The sequence below is a fragment of the Vibrio sp. NC2 genome (assembly GCF_025195005.1).
GTDB classification, from domain to species: Bacteria; Pseudomonadota; Gammaproteobacteria; order Enterobacterales; family Vibrionaceae; genus Vibrio; species Vibrio splendidus.
The window spans coordinates 1-24,798 of record NZ_JANVFC010000008.1; the positions used below are offsets into that span (position 1 = coordinate 1).

Consider the following 24,798-nt stretch of genomic DNA (forward strand, 5'->3'; position numbering starts at 1 on the left):
GGTGAATAGCGCAGCTTGGTAGCGCATCTGGTTTGGGACCAGAGGGTCGGGGGTTCGAATCCCTCTTCACCGACCACCTTAAGAAGCCTCGTCAGAAATGACGGGGCTTTTTTACGTCTGGAATTTAGATAATTTGGTGCCAAGAGGGTCCAGGGCTGGATCGCCAGTCCGCAGGGAGCCCTGCCGCGCCTCTCTTAACCGACTATATTAAGAAGCCGAAGCCTCAGTCGAAAGACTGGGGCTTTTTACGTTTGGAGTTTAGGTGGTTTGGGTTCAGAGAGCTGTGACTTGAATCGCCAGCCCGGCGGTTCGTCAGGCCACAGGAAGCGCTTCCGTGCCGAATCTCTCTTTATTTACCACAATAGAGGCTTCAGTCGAAAGGTTGAGATTTTTGACATCTGTCGTTGAAGTTATTCTTGATTTTGAATACTGATACCCTAAATATTTCAATGTCTTGCTTGATGTGGCCTTCGTTAAATCCATCCTTTGTATCAGGAGAACTCTTACCTTTTTTCTAGATTATCGCGCTTTTCTAGAGGTGTCGGCTTTATTAAATGAGCTGATCGATATCTAATTTTATATAAAATTCACCGCCAATCATTCGACAAATTAATAGGTTTGGTCTAAAGATTTCTATGAAAAGTGAAATTTGACGTTAAATATGTTCTCTAAGGCCTGTATTTGACAGTTTTCTTTACATCAAGTCGCTCAAAATCGTCTCCATTTTAGTAAGTCTCTCGTTTCACTGGTTGGTATTCGCTGAAATGATGTTAGGGGTAATATATATGGTTAATATGCTTCTATCTGGTTGTTTTGTTTGCTTAAATGACAAAAATTAGCGTTTGTTTCTATAGTGTTAATTGTTTTTTGGAATAATTATTTGTTTTTAGTGACTGGTAGTGAGATCTGCTTTTAACCATAGATTTAACTCTACAAGTAAGTGGTAGTAAGGGATTTGTGAGTATTTATTATCGACAATAGAATGTTGATTTTTATTACTATATGCTCTCTGGGTGAATAGTTATGTGGTGCTTTTGCTTGTTAAGCGTTTAATGTCGACTTTTTATCCTATTTTTGTTGCTTTTCTGTGAATTATTTGCCAAATTGTCAACCGTATAAAATATCAGAACAATATTCTGGTAAGAATGGATTCAATTTTGCAGACAGGGCAGAGAGCTGCCAAAGCAGTAGAGGTCTGGTAATGTCACTTTTAGAAGTAAAAAATCTTCGTATCGAATACCCATCTCGTCATGGAGTTCACGCAGCAGTTAAATCGCTTTCGTTCAACATTGAACGTGGTGAGATTGTTGGCGTTGTAGGGGAGTCTGGTGCCGGTAAATCAACAGTAGGCAATGCTGTGATCGATCTACTGAGCCCTCCTGGTCGCATTGCTAGCGGCGAGGTATTTTTGGATGGCGAAAAAGTCTCTGGCCTATCTCCTGAACAGATGCGTTCTGTTCGCGGCTCAAAGATTGGTTTTATCTTCCAAGACCCAATGACTTCTCTTAACCCTCTATTCACAGTAGAGCAGCAGTTAAAAGAAACGATTCATGCCAACATGAAGGTTTCGGATCAAGAAGCTTACCAACGCTCATTAGACTTGATGAATCAAGTTGGTATTCCGCAACCAGAAAACCGTTTAAAGCAGTACCCACACCAATTCTCTGGCGGTATGCGTCAGCGTGTTGTTATCGCGATCGCATTGGCAGGTGAGCCTGACTTAATCATCGCAGATGAACCAACAACCGCACTGGATGTGTCTATCCAAGACCAGATTTTGGGTTTAATTCGCGACCTATGTATTAAGAAGAACGTAGGTTGTATGTTGGTCACGCACGACATGGGTGTCGTATCTAACGTTACCGATCGCGTAGCGGTTATGTATCGTGGTGATTTAGTTGAGTTTGGCCCGACGGCGAAAGTCCTTGGTACTCCTGAACACCCTTACACGCACAGTCTTATCTCAGCGGTTCCGCGTTCAGATCGTAAACTCGATCGTTTCCCTCTTGTGAGCTACATCGAAGAAGCGCACGAGATGGAACCACTTGATGTGAAAAACCACTGGTTAGGTCAAAGCCAAGATCATCGTGATTACACTGGCCCGTTGTTGAATGTTGAAAACGTCAACTTACGCTTTACCACTAAGGATTCTTTCTTTGAGAGTCGTCGTGAGTACGTTCAGGCGTCAAACAATGTGAGCTTTGAAGTACACGAAGGTGAAACTTTTGGTCTTGTGGGTGAATCTGGTTCGGGTAAATCAACGATTGCTCGTGTGATTGCTGGCTTGTACGCACCCAACTCAGGCAAAGTGACCTTTGAAGGTATTGACCTTACTGGACTTAAGTCTGAGAAAGAGCGTCGCCCAATGCGTCGCCAAATGCAGATGGTGTTCCAAAACCCATACACATCAATGAACCCTCGAATGAAGATCTTCGACATCATTGCTGAACCTATCCGATTCCATAAGCTTACGCGCAACGAGAATGAAACTCGTCAGATCGTTCACGACCTGCTAGAGCACGTTGGCTTAGGCAAGATGGCTGGAGTTAAATACCCACACGAATTCTCAGGTGGCCAACGTCAGCGTATTTCTATCGCTCGCGCCTTGGCAACTCGCCCACGTCTTCTGATTTGTGATGAACCTACGTCGGCGTTGGATGTGTCGGTACAGGCTCAGATTCTTAATCTATTAAAAGACTTACAAGACGAGCTCAACCTAACTATGCTGTTCATCAGTCACGATTTACCGGTTATTCGTCAAATGTGTGATCGTGTTGGTGTGATGCAAATGGGAGAACTATTGGAAGTAGCGCCAACAGAGCAGCTGTTTCAATCACCTCAGCATGAATACAGCAAACACCTAATTTCTTTAATGCCTGAATTTACGGGTTTAAGAGAAGAAAAAGCAGTGGCAAAAGCCGCGATATAAAAATCAGCAGGCTGGAGTTTGGCTTGCTAAAAACAATAAACAGACGCAAATACAACAACTAGGGATCTGGATTCCCGCATGAAGGAGTTATGCAATGAAAACCATGAAAAGCAAATTAGCAGTAGCTTTAATGGCAGCTGGCCTAAGCTTTAGTGCAGCAGCAGCAGATATTACCGTTGGCTACGCAGCTGACCCAGTATCACTTGACCCGCACGAGCAGCTGTCTGGTGGCACACTGCAAATGTCTCACATGGTGTTTGACCCTCTAGTACGTTTCACTCAAGAGATGGATTTTGAAGGCCGCCTAGCATCTAGCTGGGAGCGTGTTGATGATACGACTTTCCGTTTTAATCTACGTAAAGGTGTGAAATTCCACTCTGGTAACGAACTGACTGCTGATGATGTTGTGTGGACTTTTGAACGTCTACAAGCTTCTCCAGACTTTAAGTCTATCTTCACGCCATACGAAAAAATGGTAAAAGTGGATGACTACACAGTTGAGCTAATATCAAAAGCGGCTTACCCACTAGTACTACAAACAGCAACTTACATCTTCCCAATGGACAGCAAGTTCTACTCTGGTCAGACAGCGGAAGGTAATGATAAATCTGAGCTAGTTAAGCACGGTAACTCGTTCGCTTCGACTAACGTTTCAGGTACTGGCCCATTCATCGTAACTCAACGTGAGCAAGGCGTTAAAGTAACGTTCGAACGTTTCAACGATTACTGGGACACAGAAACTGAAGGCAACGTAGACAAGCTAACACTTGTGCCAATCAAAGAAGATGCAACGCGTGTAGCAGCACTTCTTTCTGGTGACGTGGATATGATTCACCCTGTAGCACCAAACGATCACAAGCGTGTTAAAAACGCTAAGAACATCGATCTAGTAACGCTACCTGGTACTCGTATCATTACGTTCCAAATGAACCAAAACAGCAACGAAGCACTGAAAGATGTGCGCGTTCGTCAAGCAATCGTTCATGCGATTAACAATGAAGGTATTGTTAAGAAAATCATGAAAGGTTTCGCGACAGCTGCTGGTCAGCAAAGCCCAACAGGCTACGCGGGTCACAACGAAGATCTAGTTCCTCGTTACGATCTGAAAAAAGCGAAAGAGCTGATGAAAGAAGCGGGCTACGAAGATGGCTTTACACTAACTATGGCAGCGCCTAACAACCGTTACGTGAACGATGCGAAAGTAGCGCAAGCGTCTGCGGCAATGCTGTCTAAGATTGGTATCAAAGTTGATCTTAAGACTATGCCTAAAGCACAGTACTGGCCTGAGTTTGACCTATGTTCAGCAGACATGATGATGATCGGCTGGCACTCAGATACAGAAGATTCAGCTAACTTCAACGAGTTCCTAACGATGACTCGTAACGAAGAGACTGGCCGTGGTCAATACAACTGTTCTGGTTACTCAAACCCAGAAATGGATGCGATTGTAGAAGCTTCTAACACTGAAACTGACCCTGTTAAGCGTTCTAAGATGCTGAAAGGCGTTGAAGCAACACTTTACAACGATGCAGTATTCGTACCTCTACACTGGCAAAGTGAAGCGTGGGGCGCGAAATCTAACGTAGGTGCAGCAGACGTAGTAAACCCAATGGTTATGCCTTACTTCGGCGACCTAGTTGTAAAATAATCTAGCTTGCTAGAATCGAGAGCCTGAAGCTTTCAGGCTCTCAATATTATTAAGATATAGATTTAAGTTTCGGTATTTGGTCTTCCTTCAGTCTGGCTAAATACCTTTTTTAAGACTGAATTTTTTGTTGTCTAGTCGCGGATTTCGATTAGACAGTCATGGATAGATAAGGGGCAAGGAATGGTTACGTTTCTGGTCAAGCGCCTGTTTCAGGCACTGATAGTGATGTTTGTGATCAGTTTGGTGGCGTTTGCCATTCAGGATAACCTGGGCGACCCGTTACGTGAGTTAGTCGGTCAATCTGTTTCAGAGGCGGAGCGTCAAGCGCTACGCGATGAACTCGGCTTAAATGATCCCTTCGTTACAAAATATACTCGCTTTATAGGCGCAGCCCTACAAGGTGATCTTGGTACTTCATATTTCTTTAAACGCCCTGCTGTGGACGTAATTTTAGACAAATTGGTCGCGACGCTTGAACTTGTGTTCGGTGCTTCTCTGATTATTGTTTGTCTGTCGATTCCATTAGGCGTTTATTCTGCAATACACCCAAAAAGTTTCTTCACTAAATTGGTCATGGCGGGCAGTAGTATCGGCATCTCGGTACCTGTTTTCTTAACTGCAATCATGCTGATGTATGTGTTCTCTATTGAGCTAGGTTGGCTACCGTCATTTGGACGTGGTGATACTGCAAACTGGTTTGGTTGGGAGTCTGGCTTCTTAACGCTCGATGGCCTTGCACACTTAGTACTGCCGAGCATTGCACTGGCATCTATCATGCTGCCTTTGTTTATTCGTCTAGTTCGTTCTGAAATGCTAGAAGTTCTAAGTTCTGAATACATTAAGTTTGGTAAAGCGAAAGGCTTAGCGCTAAACAAAATCTATTACCAACACGCATTGAAAAACACCATGCTACCGGTTCTTACTGTTGGTGGTGTTCAGATTGGTACTATGGTGGCATACACCATTCTTACTGAAACGGTTTTCCAGTGGCCCGGCACAGGTTTCTTATTTTTAGAAGCGATCAACCGTGTAGATACACCACTGATTACCGCATACGTTATTTTTGTTGGTCTTATTTTCGTAGTGACTAACACGATTGTTGATTTGCTTTACGGTGTTATCAACCCAACCGTTAACATCACAGGGAAAGGAGCATAATCATGGAACAGACATCGACAGTGCCGTCTCGCTGGGAACGTTTTAAGCAATCAGACCTTGTGTATTACTTCTTACGCGACAAAGTGGCAATGGTGAGTTTCGCCATTTTCTCAATCTTTTTAGTGATGGCATTAGCAGCACCTATTCTAGCGCCAACAGACCCGTACGACGTGACATCGATTGATATCATGGATTCAGAGCTTCCACCATCATGGATGGAAGATGGCGAAGAACGTTTCTTGCTCGGAACGGATGAGCAAGGCCGTGATATTTTATCTACTATGCTTTACGGTTCGCGCTTATCACTGACCATTGGTTTCTTAGCGGTAGGCCTACAACTGACGCTTGGTATCATCATTGGTTTGTCTGCGGGTTATTTCGGTGGCCGTATTGATAGCTTCTTGATGCGTTTTGCTGATGTTCAGCTTTCGTTCTCAACCATGATGGTTGCGATCATTGTCTCGGCCATCTTTAAGGCTAGCTTCGGCAGCGACTTCTATGCGCAATATGCCGTTGTTATGCTGGTGGTGATCATCGGTATTGCGGAATGGCCGCAGTATGCTCGTACGATTCGTGCATCGGTATTGGCTGAGAAGAAGAAAGAATACGTAGAAGCGGCACGTGTGATGGGCTTTAGAGCGCCTCGCATCATGTTCCGTCATATTCTGCCCAACTGTTTATCTCCAATTTTGGTTATCTCTACGGTACAGGTGGCAAATGCCATCATGTCAGAAGCGGCACTTTCTTTCCTAGGTTTAGGTCTTCCGGTAGACCAACCATCACTGGGTGCTCTGATCAGTACAGGTTTTAACTACATTTTCTCAGGAGCATGGTGGATCACAGCATTCCCAGGTGTGCTTTTGATAACATTGGTTCTAGTTATTAACCTATTAGGCGACTGGTTACGTGACGTGTTTAACCCTAAAATTTATAAAGGGTGATAGCTCTGATTGATTTTTAGATAAAAAAGTCACTAAATTAAGAGCCGTAAGCAATTACGGCTCTTTTTTTGCTTAATGGATCTGGAACTTAGTATCATTGATAGTGTCAATAATACTTAAAATGGAATTCATGTTTTATCGACATAGATTCGGTAATAATTAGCCCGTAAGGGCTTAAGTGGTGGTTATGAAATTGACAATGAATGCTGTATGTCGTGCTGTGATGAGAAATTATCGTATGGGGCTTATCGCTGCATCCCTTTTGGTCTCGAGCCAAGTGAGTGCAGAGTCGGTTCTATGTGATGCAACTCAGGCAAGCACTAACCAATTACCACAGCTAGAGCAATCATGTCCTATCGGCAAGGGTGTTTGGGGGAGTAAGGCGCCTAAACGTCATTCAGATAACGAGCTGTTTTGGGTTCAATGTGGTCTGCTGAATAAGCCTTTGTCACTGAACCGAGCAAAGCCCCTATATGAGAAAATCTCGACCAACGTTTGGATGAAGCCTGAAGGCGGAGATTATCGTTGCTTAATCGGACCTTATTCTACCTTCTCTGATGCGAGAAAAGACCTAGCTCAGGTGCGCAAGGTTCCCGGTTATGGTGAAGCCTTTATTCGCATGGTCGATAAGTCGAAAACCTCATCACAGCCTATCGTTGCAAAACCGGCAGAGTCAAAAGCTGTAAAGCCTAAGGCCCCTGTAAAACCAAAACCTGCTCCGAAACCTGTGGCTGCGAAGCAAGCGGCAGCGGTAACGAATGCTGCAGCTATTCAGACGCTACCAAGCGGTAACGCGAATTCAGACAACGATTTGGAAATTGAGATCCGTGTGACAGCCAATGTTGCGGGTAGCCAATATGCGATTCCTTACCTTCTAGACCATCAACAGCAGTTCTATATGGAGCAAGGTAAGCCTTGGAGCCGCCTAGATTTCGATAGCGCTGAGTTGGTGTGTAATCAGGTCAGCATGAAACTGATGACTGAAAAGCAATGGCAGAGCATCTTGAGCTCAAAAGTTATGGAAAAACAGAACTGGCCAATGCATCTACCTTATTGGGGAGCGGATAAAAAAGGCCTGTTTACCAACGGAAACGTAAACCAATTGAAAGGTTCTTCATTGCTTAATGTGATGTGCGTGAAGTAGCGTTAAGAGTCTTGGAGTTACCGTAGGCCGAAAGGCACAGACAAAAGAAACCCCAGCGATGTGCTGGGGTTTTTTTATGTTAGTCAATTGACATCATTGGTAGGCTATTTACAATGCTGAACATTTTGTCTTTATCAATAGAGAACAGACCGTATTCAGGCGCTGATTGGTAGACTTGGCCTGGTACTTGACCTGGTTCACGGCTCCATTTCATACCGATGTAAAAATCTCCAAAATCACGACCGATATAACGGAAGCGAGTTTTGTAATCCGACATTTCACCCGTTTCTTGTGCTTGTAGTAGTGGGTTGTTTAAATCATCAGCCACTAGAGTCCACTCTCCCGGAGTATGGAAACCTTCTGGCATAACAGAGTCATAGTCATAAGTTGTTTGGTCATAGCTGTACTGGCCAAAACTGTATGTTAGCTGCGTGCTATCATCTTCACCTTCGCTTTCTACCATCAAATCAAATTCAACGATACCTTCGTTTACTTTATTCTCAACAGGCTGAATATGAGCGAATGGCATGTTTGTTGAGTCTAACCAGAACAGTTCATCAGTACCGATCTTTACAAGAATTTGATATTGGGTTTCGCCATTTACTTCCGTTTTCTTTTGGTAAAGCATTTCGTAGCGACTTTCGCCGTCATCTAGCTTTCCATCGCTCAGACTTACAGGCCAGCAATCTTTCTCTTGAGAATCTAAGTATCCAGTTGCATCATCAAGTTCGGACAGCATCTCTATGATTTCACTACCGTCGTTAAGACCTAATCCACTATTTCTGAAGCTATAGCCTATGTTCGCTTCATAAGGCGAATTGTCACCATTCGTTGCGCCCCAGCAGAATTTCAAACCACCAGTTGAGTCGTTCTTCATTAAACTAGCGTAAGCTATTTCACCGTCATTTGGAGCAAAACTACCCATCTTCCACTCTTGGTTGTTGAAGTGTGCTTCCGTAAATCCCAGTTCTGGTGCTGGTGGCTCTATAGGAGCTCCTTCTAATACGTGAGGCATAAGTAATAGAGACTCTTCAGACTCTGCACCATCATTGTCAGTAACAGAGATAGTAATCTTGCCAGCTTGGTTCCATGGGCGATCAGGTGTGCCAGAAATAGTAATGATTAGATTTTCTAGATCCGTATCGCTTGATAGGCCAGGAACGACACCGCCAAGTCCAACGCTTGTACGGCGAATATGACCATCAGCGTCAGTAAATAGGTTGCTAATGTCGATATCTTGAGAGAAAGCCTCCCCCTCTTGCAGGTACCAAGTATCTATTTCTTCTAACTGAAGGCGCGCTTGTTCTGCTTTGTTTAGGACAGGTGCTGTATTGTCCGCTTCAACCGTTACTTTTAGATTTAAAGGGTAAGACAGTGATTGATGAGCATCTTTTGCGAATATTTGGTAATTGAACTCACCTGCTGCTTCGAGCTTTCCACCAATAACACCAGTTGTACTATCAATGTTCAGACCATTTAACGTCCCTGTAAGCTCTTTTAGCTCATAAGTTAAGGTATCGCTTTCAGCATCACTAAAGTTAAGAGACGTATCAATAGGAGCCCAAGCATCACCTTTAATAATAACAACAGGGTTTAGGTGACCATCGGCTTGGTCGTGCGTAGGGCGAGAGTTTGGCGTGACAATAGGTGCGCCACCATCTTCAGGTACTTCAACAACAGGAGAGAAATCTTTTAGGTTCTCGGTTGGATCATCGATAATCTTTTTCGTTTCTTCTGCGATAGAATTGGTTAGCTGTAGCTGTTGCTCAACAGAAATGGTTGAGTTGTCGACTAATGTCTCACCTATGACGTTAAGTGCTTCTGCTTCTTGTGATTCATCAGCAATGTAGTCACCAAAAATCAGAGTGTCAGACGCTTCAAGTCCTGAGTCAGTGATTGACTTCACCACATTCTCTCGAGATTGTTCTAGAGTAAGGCTGCTGTTTGCTTCCATTTGCTCAACAACCATATTGGTCATCGGGCTAACAACAGTAGCACCAGCAGTTGTTGCTAATTCAAAGTCGGAGTTTACTAAGCCGCGAGTTTTATCGATAGTTTGACCAGCAATTGCTTTAATAAAAACAGCTTTGTCTTTGTACTCATTTGGAAGAGTAATTTCACCGTTTTCATTGGTGTTGCTATCAAGCTGTTTATCTTCTGAATCTAGTTTTAGGTTGCCGTTTGTATCAATCCAAACTTGTGCATTTTCTAAGTAACCATCGATGGCAGTAATCACGATACCGCCTGGGGTTGCTTCGTCAGATGAACCACCATCTGAACCGCCACAACCTGATAATGCAATAGCCACTGACGCTGCTAGTAAACTAACCTTCTTCATTCTTTCCATCCTTACCGAGTGAAATCTATTATTTTTTTGAAGTTATATAAAAACGGGCTAGTTTTTACAGCTTGTATTCGGTAGGTGCAAGATACGAAAATTAATAGAAAATCCGTAAAAATTGTCATTAAAAACAATTTGTGGAATTGGTTATTTGCAATGTGTATGTTCGGGGTTGATCGTATTGGCTGTGGGAATGAAAACCCCGCCGGAGCGGGGTATTGACATCAATGTGTTCCGTTAGTCTTTGTTAGATATGCCTGTCCATTCAATGTTGAATTTAACTGCTTCTAGGTATTCGCTATCGCTGTCTTTTACCTTACCAATTACGCTGTATACGTTATTAACAGTTAGTGCTGGTAAGTCAAAGTCAACAGATGCATAGTTGACGCCGTTTTCTTCATTTGTGTAGCACTCAATCGGTGTGCTATTGAACTCTTTAGATTGCAGTGAATCAATATCTTCACCTGTGAAGTAAAAGCCTGAGAAGAATTCTTTAACGGTTTTACATGTAAAATCATTGTTTGGAACATCAAAGTATAAATTTGCGTCCATAGTACCTTCATCACCGTTACTTATATCTTCAGTTAGCGATAAAGTAATAACGCCAAGGTTGTAAGTTATGTCTGCTTCTGCTGGTAAGTAAGCGTTAAAGCCGCGCTCATCACCTGACATTTCAGATGTCACATTGATGCGCTTTTCGATGTCTGCTTTATTGCTGAAATATGTGTATCGTTCTGCTGAATCTTCAGTAAAGTCTTTCATTCGGTGAATGATTGTTTTAGCACCAGTAGAAATATCATCTGCGTCTTCAAACACTTCGACTTGGAAGGTTTCAACTAGGTTTTGTCCATCTTCTACGAACTCAAATGTCGCAAAAAGCTTACCGTCGATAACTTCGTAAGTTGCATTTTCAGTTTGAGTATCAGCAGCAGAACAGCTTGTTTTATTTGCGATGCTTCTTACGTTGCCTAGTACAATGCCGTCTTCAAACTTGATTGAATCACACCAGATGCTTGCGTAGTTCTGCTCATTTTCACCGTTTGAACTACCGTGCTCTAGCATGTACCAAGTCTTACCTTCTAGAGGGTGAAGGTCTGGTTCTGGAACCACACCTTCAGCGACTTTAGGTATCAACATTTCTTGGTAAGCTGCAGCGCCTTCGTTATCAACACCACCAACCATGAATGCTTCAGAAGCGTCAGCAGCCGTTGCTTTGGTTGGCGTACCCGAAATGGTAATGATTGGGTTCGTACCTTCTTGTGGAGATACAGTTAGCCCTGGGATTGTCATAGCACCAGTACGGTAAGAAACAATGTCACCATCTTTGTCTGTGAATAGGTTTACAATATTGATGGTTTGTTCGAATGGAACGCCAACCTCTAGCTGCCAGTTGCTAATTTCAGCTTGTAAAACATTATATTCCGCATGGTCAACAGTAGGAACTTGGTTCGCAGCTTCAATTTTAACGTTGAAAGTCGCGATCGCAGAGCCAACGACTTCCGGTGTTAAGTCTTTATCTTCTGCCGTTAAAGTAACTTCAAAGTCACCAGAAGCATTGATGTAATCTGATGCGAATAGAGTCAGAGTATTATCTGTTAGAGTGACAACAATACCGCTTGCTGCTGGGATGTTGTGAGTAACAACTGGTGTGATTAGGTTTTGGTCTTTATCAACAAATAAGCCCGTTATATCAAGAACGATATTTGATGAGCTACCATTCTCTTCTAGTATTGAGATTTTACCTTGCTCTGTTTCTAAAACGCTTGCTGTTACAACCAGCTTATTGTTGGCTACAACAACAGGGTCAAGATCGTCACCAGGAGCTGCATTATCTCCAATAACTGGTTTTAAATTGTTGTCTGCTAGTTGTGCTGGAGTTAGCGTATCAACGATCGCATCTGCTTTTTTTGCAAACTGCTCGGATTTTTCTACATAAGTAGTAGGGTTAGCCGCTTTCGATTCCGTTAGGATCTGTGCTGTTTTGTGTAGTTCAGCATTTGCATCAGCACCTGAAACGAAATCAGAGTAAGGGTCGATAGGCGCTTCTTCTGTGCCACCTAACGCAGTGCTAACAATCGCTACTGCTTCTTCTTCAGTCACTGGCGCAGCGTCTGTGCCTTTTGCCATTTCAATCGCAACTAAATCGGTAATTGGAGAGATTACATCCGATGAAGTTGGAGCTCGGAACACAAGCTCATGAGCCATTGCTTGAGCTGGGTGATCCATATCGATTGTGTATTTGCCCGCGTATTTGCTGCTATCGTGGTTCGCAAGTGCAGTTTGCACTGCGCCGCTAGGTGTTAGTGTTTGAAGTGCTAGTGCACCTGAAACGTCGCCAGATATCTCAATTTGGCCTTGGTCGTTAGTAAGACCGAAAATAACGTCAGATCCAATGTCCAAAACGCCATTGTTGTTTTTATCATCAAACACAACCGCTTGGTTAAAGTAACCATCAAAACCTGTAATTGTTACACCGCTCGGAGAAGGCGAAGTTGAATCACCATCTGAACCACCACAGCCTGTTAGGGCGAAAGCCACTGACGCTGCTAGTAAACTAACTTTTTTCATGTCATATCCTTTGTAAAGAGCTCTAGCCAAGCTCTGTTTGCTTATTGTTTTGAGTTTTATATTTCCCTGGTGAATGTTTTACTGGGTATAGATCGTTTTATCAACACACGTAAATTCTGAAAAAATCCATAAAATATATTTGATTTTATTTATAGGTTTCGAGTTTACGACTGTCGTTATCAAGCGGATGTCGAAGGAACGGTGAGTTATGAAATGATGTAGGGGTTACATTGGGTTAGTATGCGGTGTTTGGTTATGAGAAACGCTTCCAATCGGATACTGAAACTGTGATGACCATGTATTGTAAAACCATGGTTGATGGAGTGTGTACAGATTACGTAACAGAACAAAAAAATGCGACCTTACCTGAAGCCGATACTTATATATTCAGTACAGGCTTACAGGCTTACAGGCTCTTTGGAACTTCTAGGCGTTAGGGTCTAGATATTGAACATTGAGTTTGATCTCTTCGACTTTATGACGCCACTCAGTTTTAGGGCGAAGGATTATGCTAAAGACTTCCCCATGCTTGAATTCATCGAATTCGAGAAAGTCGACATCAAAGTAAGAGTATTGAAGGTTGCCCAATGGCTGCTCATCACACTCGATAGGTTCATAGGCCTCACCGATGGTTTGTCCGATGATCTCACCGTACACCCCTTGCCCGCCGATAGAATAGTGATCAAACTTGTTGAGTAAATCTTCGCAAATAACCGTTGTATTGTAAGACTGTATATTGAGGTCGCCATCCATCTTGTCCGGCCAGGTGGGGTCTTTTAGTTGGTAATTACCAATGTGCATGCCATACCAACCAAGGTAGTATTGGCCATCGTTGGCGAGATACATGTAGTTCTGCATAGTCATCTGCAGCGCTTCTAAGCCTGTTGTGGTATTTATACGCTGTTCTATTTGAGTTTTTGAGGCGAGCGTATAAGTTTCATAGTCATTGTTCATTTTCACTTGTGCCACATGAGCGGTGGTGAAAGTAGGGTGACTTGGGTACGTCTCTAAGATTTTCCAGCGCATGTCATTATCAAATATCGACTGGGTGCTAGAGACGATAAGAGTATCGCCATCAACCTGATAACTCCCGACTATACGCAGTTCATATTCATTCGGGCAGGTGGTTAAGGTGTTCGAAGATGCGAAGAACACTTCATCATTGATAAATTTAAAAGCTTCGCAGTATACCTTTTCATAATTGTAAGTCTTGCCTGAAAATCGATGGTTGGTTTCCAGTCGATACCAAGTGTCACCAATCAAAGGGTGCAAACCATCTTCCTCAAGCCCTGAAGAGATCGAAGGGAGAGAAAAGCGGGTTGTAACCCATGCATTCTCTTCTGAACCATGGTAATTATCTTTGGCTCGAGCAATAAGCTGAGTTGGCGCCTCACCTACTTTTGGGGTGCCTTGGATGCTTGTCTTTTCGCCGAGATTCGAAACTGAGAACTTCGGGTGATTAACGGCGACTTGTGTCGTCAGTAGGTCATCATCAGGATCTTCAAATAGTCCTGTAATATCAACCGAGTGGTTAATCGGAGAGTTTTCCGTTAAGGGCCATTGATTGATTTCGTGTTGAATACTCTGTTGGATCGCTGAGTTTACTCGTGGTTTTTGATTGCGGTCTGTTCGTTCGCCTTCATTTGACACAATCAACGTTTGAGTAACAGTGTCAATTGGTATGAATTCTTCTCGTAAAAACTCAGGCTCCCCGGAGGCAGTCAATGCAGAGGTAGCCACGACCTTGAGCGTCTGTTTTGGTTTACTTTCAATGAAAGCCTTTAGGGATGCTGCTGAATCATTCGATGGAGTGGAAGCAGCCTCGTTTGAGCCAGTCCTAGAGGACGCCGGGTCGGATAACGATGACTTGGTTTCTTTTAACAATGACTGAGTGGACGGTTCTTGTGAAGCTAACCATGATGGAAGCCCAAACAAACTACTACACCCAACTAACACAACAAGAGATACACGTTTTTTCATGCGTTATACCAATTTGCTCTGTAGCCAACAGCGAGAGAACTTGAGATCTTTCTCAATCAGACTTGCACTACACTCTAGGAGCTCGCTGATCTCTCTATTTTTCATACCCATCAAGTACTTGAGCTTGAGGGCTTGAGACTGCCGTGGATAATGAATACTGAAGTTATCTATCGCTTTATCCATGATCATTAATTGCTCGAACCTATCGTCTTGGCTGTCGCTCAGTATGGTTATCTGTTGGCGTTTTTTTGCCTGAAGGTGGCGAGCATTATCGATTAAAATCTGGCGCATCACTTTTGCAACCATAAGGAAAAAGTCTTTTTTATTTTTGATCGATTGAAGGTCAGACGAGGAGATCTTCAGGTAAGCGTCATGAATCAAAGCAGTCGTGCTGTTCATGCTGTCGCTCAGTACTTGATTATCAGTACCATATTTTTGGGCGCTGCGAGACCGTTCTTGTTGAGCAATGTGTCTTAGTTGTAAGTAAGCGAATTGATATAAATCGGTTTCGGCACTTTTATCGCCGGATTGCCATTGTTGGATGATTTGTGTGATATCTGGAGTTGCAGTTGCCATTAGCTGTTAGACCTCACCTTGGTAAATTCAGAAACTGATAGGGTGCTGATATTATGGGATTTATCAGGGTTTAGCGAAATTTTTTGTTTGAATCTATAGAGTATGCCTTGGTCCCAATCTTGACCTGCAGGTAAATATTCCCATGCAGTGAAATGTTGCTGTGGTACTGAGTCATACCAACGCACGGTGACATTCATCTGGGCAAGAGAAGTTGTAGGCTCTGGGTTAGTCAGCCACCACATATCTCCAAAATTTTCTGTAACCTCTTGCGTGTATTGCTGGTGGTTTGTTGAGCATGTCTCAGTGTCGCTTGGGCCAAGAAAAATGCGTTTATCTTTGATGAGTAGGCACTCATTTATGATGTCGGCTTGTTGATACTGAGTATGTTGCCAAACACCTTCATAAGGGATGTGATTACCGCGATCAGTGGTGTAGGTAAACCAAATCATCTCAGCTTTGTTTGAGTGACGGATGTGTTCTTTCTGTCCCAAACCTTGGGTTTTTTCCATCAATAGCTCAGTTTCTGTATCAAAATCCAATGCAACGGTACGGTACTTCCAGTCCCCTTCATCGTTGTAGTCTTCAATTGAGAATCCACTCAAATCATGGCGTGTGCAGCCTTTTTGAGCGCAACTGGTAAAGCCTGTCCAACCATCGCTGTTGGATAATGGCTCGCGAATGATCTTCTGGGGTGTCTGGTAAGGGCGTAGGTTACATCCGTTAAAATAGTCGCCGGTTCCTGGGAACTGAATGAGTTCTGTGTCTGTGATTTGGTAACTAAGCTCTCCAATCGGACCTTTGTATTTTGGATTAGTGTGGTGAGCTAAGTCGTAAAAGCAGGCGCGTCCGGCATAGTCTTTCTTAGCAATAATAATATTATGAAGCACTTTGTCTTTCGGAGAAAAAATGATTTCCTCTGAGGCAAAGTTATTCTTGATGTATTCTTGGCTCTGGTTGAGGTGTCTTGCCGCTTCTTTGACTGAAACAAGATCAATGCCTAACTCTTGAGCATCTAAGTAGCTTAAGTCGAGATTTTTGAGCTTCTTTTGAAACTCTACGTCAGATAAAACTTTACTCGCTAAGATGATTTCATCGCGGTGTTCTGGAGTATCATCAAGCGATAAAAGTAAACGAGTCATGTTGATGCTGCGGCTTGGACGAGTTGACGAGAGGGTTGGTGTTATTACCTCCTGGCCCGAAAGCGTTGTCAGCAAGTAACCCGAATTGTCGGTGCCAATAAAAAAGCTGACGATATCACCTGAATTGTATTGGAATGCACCTTTATCAGTGGTGCCCGAAAGATTGGAGCTGGTTTCGTAGTAAAGCCCTGATACTGGGGAATCAATAAAATACCCGGTGAGAGGTTCGCTACCATTAGCACGAATGTAAAGACTTGTTGAATAGAGAGTTATTAGTAGGAGAAGTGTTTTTTTCATAATTAATTATTGGATGACTTTTCTTTATTTTTGTTAATCACGGACTTTTCAGGTGATGGCGTCAGCATGGCTAATAGCATTTTTTGTTTAACGTCTTTGGGTAAATCAGGGTTTGATAATATCCGACGTCTAGTGAGTTCAAGCATCGTGCCTACTGACATTTTTGCTGCATCACTGCCTTTGGCATGAAACAGCAGGCTCGTCACTTCATACATCATCTCTTCCGCGACTAGCTTTTCTTTTTGTAGCTGGACATTCTTATGGAATATCGCTGTTGAAAATGTGGCGCCTGACAGCAGTAATAGAATCGTTAGAGCACTCTGTACCGGACGTCGCTTTAAGAGCCTTGCTAATGAATAGAGCGGCTGCTTCTCTCTCAAAGAAATGGGGCGGAACTCTAAGATACGTACTATATCTTGGCGCAATTCACTTACGCTGGCATAGCGACGATAAGGTTCGTGGTTTGTCGCTTTTTCTACAATTAGATTAATATCTAAGTTTGAAGAAGAGTCAAAAATCAATGCTAGAACCTTACCCAGTGAGTAAATATCACTTTGTTGAGTTAAGAAGTGACCTGCAATCTGCTCTGGGCTGGCATAGGCCTTGCTGTAGGCTGTTAGTATGGAGGCATCTGAGCTTTGGTGGGGTGCAGGTTGTTTGACCTTTTGGGTTAGATTGAAGTCGAGAATCTTAGGTGAACCCAAAGGGTCAATTAAGATATTTTCAGGCTTAAGATCAGCATGCAGTACTTGTTTCTGATGGGCATGTTCAATTGCTGAACAAATTTCTTTAAATAAACTGAGCTTTTGTTTTTCACTGAAAGAACGATTCTGTAAGTACAGAGAAAGCGTTTCCCCTTCAACCCGTTCCATCACAATGTAGACCGACTCTTCGTAGACTCCGCCGTCAAATACTTTGGCTATACATGGATGGTTTAAATGTGCGAGTAATTGCGCTTCTTGGAATAGAGCATGCTCACCTAAAATATGTGAAAGAGCTGGTTGTATGAATTTGATCGCTAAGTCTTGTTCAAAGGTCCTATCTGCTCGACTGGCTGAGTAGACAACTCCCATACCACCGCGACCGAGCTCATGAGATATATAGTATTTATCGACTAAGGTGTCGGTGAGGCTAAGTTCGGATCCTGTTGCTTGTTGTGCGTGAAAGCCGAGCAGTGATGTGATCTGCTCTGAGGATACTTCGTTAAGGAGAGGAAGTATTTGCTGATATAAGCTGGGTTGTTCTTGCTCTAGTCGCTCTAGATAGAGACTTTTTTCCGCGTCGGAGAGATCCATGAGGTGATAAAAAACCTCAGTGGAACCACTGCTTTTATTTTGCACAACTGATCTTTTTTATGTTTTTTATTATGCGCGCATTCTATAAGAATTTTAGATGCTTTTTCGATATTTTTATCAATTGCATATGAAAAAATGAGCTAACGAGTCGCATTTTTGAGAAATGTTCAGGGAAAAACGATGTGTGATCTTCTCCCCAAAGTTTGGTTCTTGATTATTTCTCAGAGACTCATGGCAAATAGTTGGTTAAAGGTCCGCTTTATGAAGGTGGACTATGCAAATTGCTCTCTAACCTTATTTGTTTCGTATTGCCATTGACTCACATAAATGAGGTTATAAAGATATGAAATTGAATAAGTGGTTAGAGGGCGTATCCCCTCAATTCGAAGCGGGTGGTAAGTATGAAAAATGGTATCCAGTGTATGAAGCGTTCGCCACCATATTTTATACGCCCGGCAACGTAAACCGAGGCCAGACCCATGTTAGAGACAGTATCGATCTCAAACGAATCATGATCCTGGTGTGGCTAGCGACCTTTCCCGCGATGTTTTGGGGGATGTATAACGTCGGACACCAAAGCTTCCTCGCATTAACGTCCAGTTATCAACTTAACGAACTTACCTCTGTTATTGAAAGCAGCTGGCGCTTGTCTTGGGCATTTGGTGATGCGCAGTCATTGATGGCAAGTGGCTGGGCAAACCAGATGTTGCTTGGTGCACTCTATTTTCTGCCCGTTTATGCCACGGTGTTTGTTGTGGGTGGTTTCTGGGAGGTCTTGTTTGCAGTCGTTCGCAAGCACGAAGTTAATGAAGGCTTCTTTGTCAGCTCGGTGCTGTTTGCACTAATCCTCCCGCCAACCATTCCGCTCTGGCAAGCCGCATTAGGTATCACTTTTGGTATCGTTGTCGCCAAAGAGCTGTTCGGTGGTACAGGACGAAACTTCCTTAACCCTGCACTAGCAGGCCGCGCGTTTCTCTACTTCGCTTATCCAGCCAACATGTCGGGTGGACTTGTGTGGGTTGCCGCTGACGGCTATTCAGGCGCGACACCACTGAGTCAATGGCATGAGGGTGGCAGTACTTCGCTTATCAATAATATGACTGGCGAGGCGATCACCTGGATGGATGCGTTTATCGGTAATATACCGGGCTCGATGGGTGAGGTGTCGTCACTGCTTATCATGTTGACGGGTCTGATTCTGATTGCCATGAAGATCGCCTCTTGGCGTATTGTTGCGGGCGTGATTATTGGCCTTGTGGCGACCTCTAGTTTGATGAATTGGATCGGATCCGAAACCAACTCGATGTTTTCTATGCCGTTCTACTGGCACTTTGTGTTGGGTGGCGTTGCCTTTGGTACTTTCTTTATGGCGACCGACCCAGTTTCTGCCGCTTTTACCAATCAGAGTAAATGGGCTTACGGGATTCTTATCGGTGTGATGACGGTTGGTATTCGCGTGCTCAACCCTGCTTATCCAGAGGGCATCATGCTGGCTATCTTGTTCGCCAACCTCTTCGCCCCACTGTTCGATTTTATTGTGAAAGAGCAAAACATCAAACGCAGACAGAAGCGGACATTGCGTTGATTTAAATGAATAAGAGGAAAAGTGATTCCCATAAGAAAGGCTTACATTGATGTAAGCCTTTTAATTTTTATCGCGATTGATTTGAAGTTGATTTAACTCCACTTCAAATCAATCTCGAACGGTTGGGTGTGGCCACAATGCTCACCACACATTTCGTCGTAGGCACTGTTGTGAACCAGCATTGCCGACGCCACGCCTTGGTCGCTAAAGTGGTCGCGTGCTTGGTTAACACTCAAAAACTTCATTGGGTGCTGGTGGTCGTCTTTGATTAACTGTTTTTGCTCGTCAATGATTTGGTAAGCCAAGTAGATCCCGCCTTCAAATGATTCAATTAGTAGATTCATCACAAACTCCATTGCTGTTCTAGATAAGTTTTGGTTTTTGTATCTACGTTGATGGTTGTTTGAAGGTTCATGTGCGCTAGAAATGAAAAAACCAAAAGCACAGCTTCTGGTTTATCTAGTTGTCATCGGATCAGCAGCGAGGTCGATTAATTTTTGTTGCAACGCCAAAGCTTTGAATCATTTCGTCAACTCATATTATCTTCATCTCACAAGACGCGAAATTAAAGTGAAATCCCGTAAATTTAATTTCAATAGGTTTGGGTTTGGTATGCGTTTATTTTCCTCGTTAACCAGAAGCGAGAAAATTTTAAGTCTTTTTCAATTAAGCTATCGCTGCAGGTTAGAAGTTGGCTAATTTCTTGAGTTTGAAGACCCATAAGGTATTTCAACTTGAACGCTTTTGATTGTCTTGGGTTGTTTAGAGTGAAGTGATCAACCGCTTTATCCATAATGATTAGTTGTTCGAAATGCACTTGTTCTGGATGGTTCATGGATGCAGGTTGTTGGCGTTTTTGTGCCTGTTGACGTCGAGCATTATCGATGAGTATTTGTCGCATTATTTTTGTTGCCAGCAATAAAAAATCGCGAGTGTTTTTTATTGATTGAGTGTCAGCAGAAGAGAGCTTGAGGTAAGCATCGTGAACCAAAGCCGTTGTATTATTGATACTATTCCAAGATACCCAACAGCTTTGTTCATGCTTGGTTGTACTCCGTTTTCGCTCCTGTTGGGCGAGTGTGTAAAGGTGTGAGTAAGCGAAATGATAGAGTTTTTGTTCAGCCCCTTTATAGCCTGCTTTCCAATCGCTCACGATCGATTCGATGTCGGTTAGTTGGTTACTCATATTTAGCAGTTTCCTTTTTTTGATTCTGAGCGAACAGCCTGCGGGGTGATTATTTGTAATAGCTTCGCCTTTGTTTTTGTTGGTATGTCTGGGTCTCCTAAAACAGCGTTGTGCGTATGCTTGAGTACCGCATTAATTGATGCTTTCGTTTTATGGCTTTCTTTTATTTGAGAAAGTGTCCGGACAAATTGTTTTGTGACTCTCTCTGATGCTCGTTTTTCTATTTGAAGCTGTTGGCTTTTTTTAATTAAAGGCGCGTAGAGCCCTACACCGCATGAGATAAGTACTGCAGACAAAGCACATTGAATTGGATGGCGCTGGCATAGTTTCAGGGCGGAGTAGAATGGTTGATCTTGATGTGCTGTGATCGGACGACAAGCGAGCAGCTGCTTAATGTCGTTGTATAATTCATTGGTACTCGAATAGCGCAGTAAGGCGTGGCGTCGTGTTGCCTTTTTAATTATGCAGCGGAGGTCACCCTGACTTATCGGTAGTTTAGGAAACATGAAAGTTAAGATCTTTCCTAGAGCGTAAATATCACATTGGACAGTGGGTGCGCTTCCGTTGATTTGCTCTGGGCTAGCGTAGTCATGGCTGTAGGCATTGATTGTGATTGGGAAAGCAGACAGTTGGTCACTGATTCCTCTCATTAAATTAAAGTCGAGTATCTTCGGGTGACCTTCACAATCGATTAATATATTTTCTGGCTTTAAATCGGTATGCAGAACTTGGTGTTTGTGTGCGTGTGAGATAGCAGCGCATATCTTTAAAAATAGATTGAGCTTCTTTGTTTTGTTTAATGCATACGTAGCAAGGTATTCACTAAGGGTGCAACCTTTTATGTGTTCCATTACGATATAAACAGAACCTTCATGCGTCCCTCCATCCATCACTTTGGTTATATATGGATGGTTCAACGTCGCAAGTGCTTGGGCTTCATAAAATAAGTATTCTTTATCTATGAGGTGAGACAGTGTTGGCTGAATGAGTTTTATGGCAAGGTTTTGATGAAATGTCTTGTCCACTCGAGTCGCCGCATAGACAACACCAATACCTCCACGACCTATTTCGTAAGACAGGTGGTACTTATCAATGTATGTATCAGAATAAGTCGCTTTTTTGTTTGTAGCTTGGAGGGCGCCTACACCAAATATATGTGTAATAGGCTCTAGCTCTGAGGTGCAGATAAAGGGATAAATCTTGTCATATAGATCGACTTGGTGTGCTTTTAATTCTTTTAGATATTTGGTTTTTTCTGCCTCAGATAGATCCAATAATTGATAAAAAAGATCGGTGATGCGGGTGTTGGCTACTGACATTATCACTTGTTCAAGAATTACTATGAACGGGATTCTATAAGCACGAACTATAGATTTTGCTGAGATTTGACAATCTTTTATAATTTTTTACATATCAGTACGTTGTGCGTTCTTTTTTTGTTCAAGCTGGTTAATAAAAAGCAGGCCTAAGCCTGCTTCTTTCTTTAATCTTATGATTTGCGATTAACGCATCGTCACAAACTCTTCGCTACCCGTTGGGTGAATCGCCACAACAGAGTCGAAATCTGCTTTGGTTGCGCCCATTTTCATTGCAACGCCGAAGCCTTGAATCATTTCATCAACAGTGAAACCGATGCCGTGTAGGCCAACTACAGTCTCTTCTTCGCCAGCACACACTAGCTTCATCTTACAAGGTTGACGGTGCTGAGTGACTGCGGTGTACATTGCAGTAAAACCAGACGTGTATACCTTGATGTTGTCTTTGCCGTATTGCTCTTCAGCTTCTTGAGTCGTTAGACCAATTGTGCCGATAGGTGGGTGGCTGAATACAACAGTAGGAACTAGCGTGTAGTCCATCTTAGCGTTGGTTTGACCGTTGAATAGGCGCTCAGAAAGCTGACGACCGGCTTTAACAGCAACAGGTGTTAGTTCGATGCCACCTTCCATGATGTCGCCAACACAGTAGATGCCAGGAACGTTGGTTGCTTGGAACTCATCTACTTTGATGTAGCCACGGTCGTTGGTTGCAACGCCAGTTGATGCTAGGTTGATAGCGTCAGTGGCTGGGTGGCGACCGATAGCCCAAATTAGGTGGTCAACGTTTTGAGTGTTGCCGTTCTCAAGGTGCAGAGTCAGTGTGCCGTCTGCTTCTTTCACTACTTCTTTAGGAACTGAGTGCGTGTGAAGTGTTGGGCCTTCCGCTTCCATTACTTCAACCAGTGTCTCAACGATCATTGGGTCGAAGCTACGAAGTGGCGACTCTTTACGGCAGAATAGGTGTGTTTCTGTGCCAAGTGCACTTAGTACGCCTGCGATTTCTACTGCGATGTAGCCCGCGCCGATAACAGCAACACGTTTAGGTTGCTCCATCAGGTCGAAGAAACCGTTTGAGTCGATACCGTGCTCTGCGCCAGGGATGTTTGGAATGGTTGGACGACCACCCACTGCGATCAGGATGTGATCAGCTGTGTAGTGTTCGCCGTTAACTTCAACGGTCTTTTCGTCAACAAACTTAGCAAAGCCTTTGATTACGTTTATTTTGTTGTTACCCAAAACGCGATCGTAAGATTGGTGGATACGACCAATGTACGCTTGACGGTTTTCAACCAGTTTGCCCCAGTTGAAGCCTTTTACGTCAACATCGAAGCCGTAGTCTTTTGAATATAGGTTGATTGCTTCAGCAACTTGAGCACCGTGCCACATAACCTTTTTAGGAACACAACCAACGTTTACACAAGTACCACCAAGGTCTTGAGCTTCGATAAGTGCAACTTTTGCACCGTGCATTGCTGCGCGGTTAGCTGATGCGATGCCGCCTGAACCGCCGCCGATACAGATGTAATCAAAATGAGTCGCCATTACTTTCTCCATTTATTGAAGGTTGTGGGTACAGTGAGCGCACTGAACACCTACGTCCTATAGATTCTTAAATTGTCTAATTATTATATTGAGGGCAGATTGGTTGAACTCAATCTCCCTGTTTAAAATTTATTCGTGTACGTCACAGTCTATTGAAGATTCTTCAAACTATGCCATCGAGTTTGAGATTACTCGGGTACGATCCACTCTACTTTGAAGTGACCGGTCGCCGGCGCAATTGCTTCCTTCAAGAATGGAAGAATTTCGTTCATTTGGCTTTCTAGCTTCCAAGGTGGGTTGATAACAATCATGCCTGATGCTGTCATGCCACGCTCGTTGGTGTCTGGTGATACGCCAAGTTCGATTTGTAGAATTTTGTTGATGCCTAAGCCTTCAAGTCCTTCGATCATATCTTCGATATCACAGCGATTTACCACTGGGTACCAAATTGCGTAGATACCAGTTGCCCAGCGTTTATGGCTCTGAGCAATCGCAGTCACAACATCTCGATACTCTTTTGCCAGCTCATAAGGCGGGTCGATAAGCACCAAACCACGACGTTCTTTAGGTGGCAGGCTGCCTTTTAGGCGTTGGAAGCCATCTTCTTTGTAGATAGACACCTGACGATCGCGGTGGAACTCTTGCTCAAGCAGAGGGTGGTCTGCAGGGTGAAGTTCGGTTAATACCATGCGGTCTTGGTCACGCAGGTGCGCGCGTGCAACACGTGGTGAGCCCGGGTAGAAACGCAGTTTTTCGCCATTGTTGAGTGCAGAGATAGACTCAAGGTAGCTTTGAATGTCTTCAGGAAGATCTTGTTGCCCCGCTTCACTTGCAGACCATAGACGTGCAATACCTTGTTTGTATTCGCCCGTTTTTTCAGACCATTCATGCGTTAAGTCGTAACGACCTACACCAGAGTGAGTGTCATGGTAAACAAAAGGCTTATCCTTTTGTTTCAAAGAATTAAGAATAAGGCTCTGTACGATATGCTTTACTACGTCGGCATGGTTGCCCGCGTGGAAGCTGTGGCGATAACTTAACAAATTAAACTCTCGTAACACTCTCGAATTAGAGTGTGGTTAGTGTAGGTGGGGTTAGTTTGACTATTATAACCCCCAATGGACCATAAATTCTCGAACAATTCAGGAACAGT

Annotated in this window: 17 protein-coding genes; 6 read left to right on the top strand and 11 right to left on the bottom strand. The window is 43.4% G+C overall.

The annotated features are described in order from the left end of the window. The first annotated feature begins 1,201 nt into the window (after nt 1-1,201). From NX845_RS12345 to NX845_RS12365, 5 genes are all read left to right on the top strand, one after another. Entirely contained in the window at nt 1,202-2,929 is a 1,728-nt protein-coding gene (locus NX845_RS12345; RefSeq protein ID WP_004735537.1) for an ABC transporter ATP-binding protein, read from the top strand. 94 nt (nt 2,930-3,023) lie between these two features. After that, the gene (locus tag NX845_RS12350; protein ID WP_004735538.1) at nt 3,024-4,577 is read left to right on the top strand and encodes an ABC transporter substrate-binding protein; all 1,554 of its coding nucleotides are present in this window, start codon (nt 3,024-3,026) and stop codon (nt 4,575-4,577) included. A gap of 180 nt (nt 4,578-4,757) precedes the next feature. Then, entirely contained in the window at nt 4,758-5,735 is a 978-nt protein-coding gene (locus NX845_RS12355; protein WP_004735540.1) for an ABC transporter permease, read from the top strand. A 2-nt stretch (nt 5,736-5,737) separates the two neighbouring features. Then, nucleotides 5,738-6,676 (top strand): ABC transporter permease, encoded by a 939-nt coding sequence (locus tag NX845_RS12360; protein WP_260256853.1) that lies wholly within the window; start codon nt 5,738-5,740, stop codon nt 6,674-6,676. Nucleotides 6,677-6,863: 187 nt separating this feature from the next. After that, the gene (locus tag NX845_RS12365) at nt 6,864-7,820 is read left to right on the top strand and encodes an SPOR domain-containing protein (RefSeq protein WP_260256854.1); all 957 of its coding nucleotides are present in this window, start codon (nt 6,864-6,866) and stop codon (nt 7,818-7,820) included. A 79-nt stretch (nt 7,821-7,899) separates the two neighbouring features. On the opposite strand, the gene NX845_RS12370 is transcribed toward NX845_RS12365, so the two are convergent. From NX845_RS12370 to NX845_RS12395, 6 genes are all read right to left on the bottom strand, one after another. Next, complete coding sequence (locus tag NX845_RS12370; protein ID WP_069595467.1) at nt 7,900-10,158, bottom strand: Ig domain-containing protein; 2,259 nt, start codon at nt 10,156-10,158, stop codon at nt 7,900-7,902. A gap of 240 nt (nt 10,159-10,398) precedes the next feature. Then, a complete protein-coding gene (locus tag NX845_RS12375) occupies nt 10,399-12,729 on the bottom strand; it encodes a hypothetical protein (protein ID WP_260256855.1) in 2,331 nt (776 codons plus the stop codon). A gap of 426 nt (nt 12,730-13,155) precedes the next feature. After that, nucleotides 13,156-14,709 (bottom strand): hypothetical protein, encoded by a 1,554-nt coding sequence (locus NX845_RS12380; RefSeq protein ID WP_017095275.1) that lies wholly within the window; start codon nt 14,707-14,709, stop codon nt 13,156-13,158. A gap of 3 nt (nt 14,710-14,712) precedes the next feature. Continuing rightward, entirely contained in the window at nt 14,713-15,285 is a 573-nt protein-coding gene (locus tag NX845_RS12385; RefSeq protein WP_017095276.1) for a sigma-70 family RNA polymerase sigma factor, read from the bottom strand. Next, nucleotides 15,285-16,721: a chromosome partitioning protein ParA gene (locus tag NX845_RS12390; RefSeq protein ID WP_260256856.1), complete on the bottom strand. Its 1,437-nt coding sequence runs from the start codon at nt 16,719-16,721 to the stop codon at nt 15,285-15,287. The genes NX845_RS12385 and NX845_RS12390 overlap by 1 nt, the downstream gene beginning before the upstream one ends. Nucleotides 16,722-16,723: 2 nt before the next feature. After that, complete coding sequence (locus NX845_RS12395) at nt 16,724-18,016, bottom strand: serine/threonine-protein kinase (RefSeq protein ID WP_050546468.1); 1,293 nt, start codon at nt 18,014-18,016, stop codon at nt 16,724-16,726. A 343-nt stretch (nt 18,017-18,359) separates the two neighbouring features. Between NX845_RS12395 and NX845_RS12400 the strand changes: the two genes are divergently transcribed. Further along, nucleotides 18,360-19,601 (top strand): NADH:ubiquinone reductase (Na(+)-transporting) subunit B, encoded by a 1,242-nt coding sequence (locus NX845_RS12400; RefSeq protein WP_102574970.1) that lies wholly within the window; start codon nt 18,360-18,362, stop codon nt 19,599-19,601. Nucleotides 19,602-19,693: 92 nt separating this feature from the next. Here the strand turns inward: NX845_RS12400 and NX845_RS12405 are convergent, their stop codons facing one another. From NX845_RS12405 to NX845_RS12425, 5 genes are all read right to left on the bottom strand, one after another. Then, nucleotides 19,694-19,945 (bottom strand): DUF6482 family protein, encoded by a 252-nt coding sequence (locus tag NX845_RS12405; protein WP_065682885.1) that lies wholly within the window; start codon nt 19,943-19,945, stop codon nt 19,694-19,696. Nucleotides 19,946-20,193: 248 nt separating this feature from the next. Next, nucleotides 20,194-20,787, bottom strand: a complete 594-nt coding sequence (locus tag NX845_RS12410; protein WP_260256857.1) for an ECF-type sigma factor — start codon at nt 20,785-20,787, stop codon at nt 20,194-20,196. A 2-nt stretch (nt 20,788-20,789) separates the two neighbouring features. Beyond that, complete coding sequence (locus tag NX845_RS12415) at nt 20,790-22,106, bottom strand: serine/threonine-protein kinase (RefSeq protein WP_260256858.1); 1,317 nt, start codon at nt 22,104-22,106, stop codon at nt 20,790-20,792. Nucleotides 22,107-22,289: 183 nt separating this feature from the next. Continuing rightward, nucleotides 22,290-23,645, bottom strand: a complete 1,356-nt coding sequence (gene gorA, locus NX845_RS12420) for a glutathione-disulfide reductase (RefSeq protein ID WP_004735546.1) — start codon at nt 23,643-23,645, stop codon at nt 22,290-22,292. Between the two features lie 188 nt (nt 23,646-23,833). Further along, on the bottom strand, nt 23,834-24,688 hold the full coding sequence (locus NX845_RS12425; protein WP_029222664.1) for a 23S rRNA (adenine(2030)-N(6))-methyltransferase RlmJ: 855 nt from the start codon (nt 24,686-24,688) through the stop codon (nt 23,834-23,836). Nucleotides 24,689-24,798: the final 110 nt, after the last annotated feature.

Coding starts and splice junctions, on each gene's coding strand:
- NX845_RS12370 (WP_069595467.1), bottom strand. CDS start 10,158: ATGAAGAAGGTTAGTTTACTAGCAGCGTCAGTGGCTATTGCATTATCA.
- NX845_RS12395 (WP_050546468.1), bottom strand. CDS start 18,016: ATGGATCTCTCCGACGCGGAAAAAAGTCTCTATCTAGAGCGACTAGAG.
- NX845_RS12400 (WP_102574970.1), top strand. CDS start 18,360: ATGAAATTGAATAAGTGGTTAGAGGGCGTATCCCCTCAATTCGAAGCG.
- NX845_RS12345 (WP_004735537.1), top strand. CDS start 1,202: ATGTCACTTTTAGAAGTAAAAAATCTTCGTATCGAATACCCATCTCGT.
- NX845_RS12360 (WP_260256853.1), top strand. CDS start 5,738: ATGGAACAGACATCGACAGTGCCGTCTCGCTGGGAACGTTTTAAGCAA.
- NX845_RS12350 (WP_004735538.1), top strand. CDS start 3,024: ATGAAAACCATGAAAAGCAAATTAGCAGTAGCTTTAATGGCAGCTGGC.
- NX845_RS12375 (WP_260256855.1), bottom strand. CDS start 12,729: ATGAAAAAAGTTAGTTTACTAGCAGCGTCAGTGGCTTTCGCCCTAACA.
- NX845_RS12410 (WP_260256857.1), bottom strand. CDS start 20,787: ATGAGTAACCAACTAACCGACATCGAATCGATCGTGAGCGATTGGAAA.
- NX845_RS12415 (WP_260256858.1), bottom strand. CDS start 22,106: ATGTCAGTAGCCAACACCCGCATCACCGATCTTTTTTATCAATTATTG.
- NX845_RS12385 (WP_017095276.1), bottom strand. CDS start 15,285: ATGGCAACTGCAACTCCAGATATCACACAAATCATCCAACAATGGCAA.
- NX845_RS12380 (WP_017095275.1), bottom strand. CDS start 14,709: ATGAAAAAACGTGTATCTCTTGTTGTGTTAGTTGGGTGTAGTAGTTTG.
- NX845_RS12355 (WP_004735540.1), top strand. CDS start 4,758: ATGGTTACGTTTCTGGTCAAGCGCCTGTTTCAGGCACTGATAGTGATG.
- NX845_RS12390 (WP_260256856.1), bottom strand. CDS start 16,721: ATGAAAAAAACACTTCTCCTACTAATAACTCTCTATTCAACAAGTCTT.
- NX845_RS12365 (WP_260256854.1), top strand. CDS start 6,864: ATGAAATTGACAATGAATGCTGTATGTCGTGCTGTGATGAGAAATTAT.
- gorA (WP_004735546.1), bottom strand. CDS start 23,645: ATGGCGACTCATTTTGATTACATCTGTATCGGCGGCGGTTCAGGCGGC.
- NX845_RS12405 (WP_065682885.1), bottom strand. CDS start 19,945: ATGAATCTACTAATTGAATCATTTGAAGGCGGGATCTACTTGGCTTAC.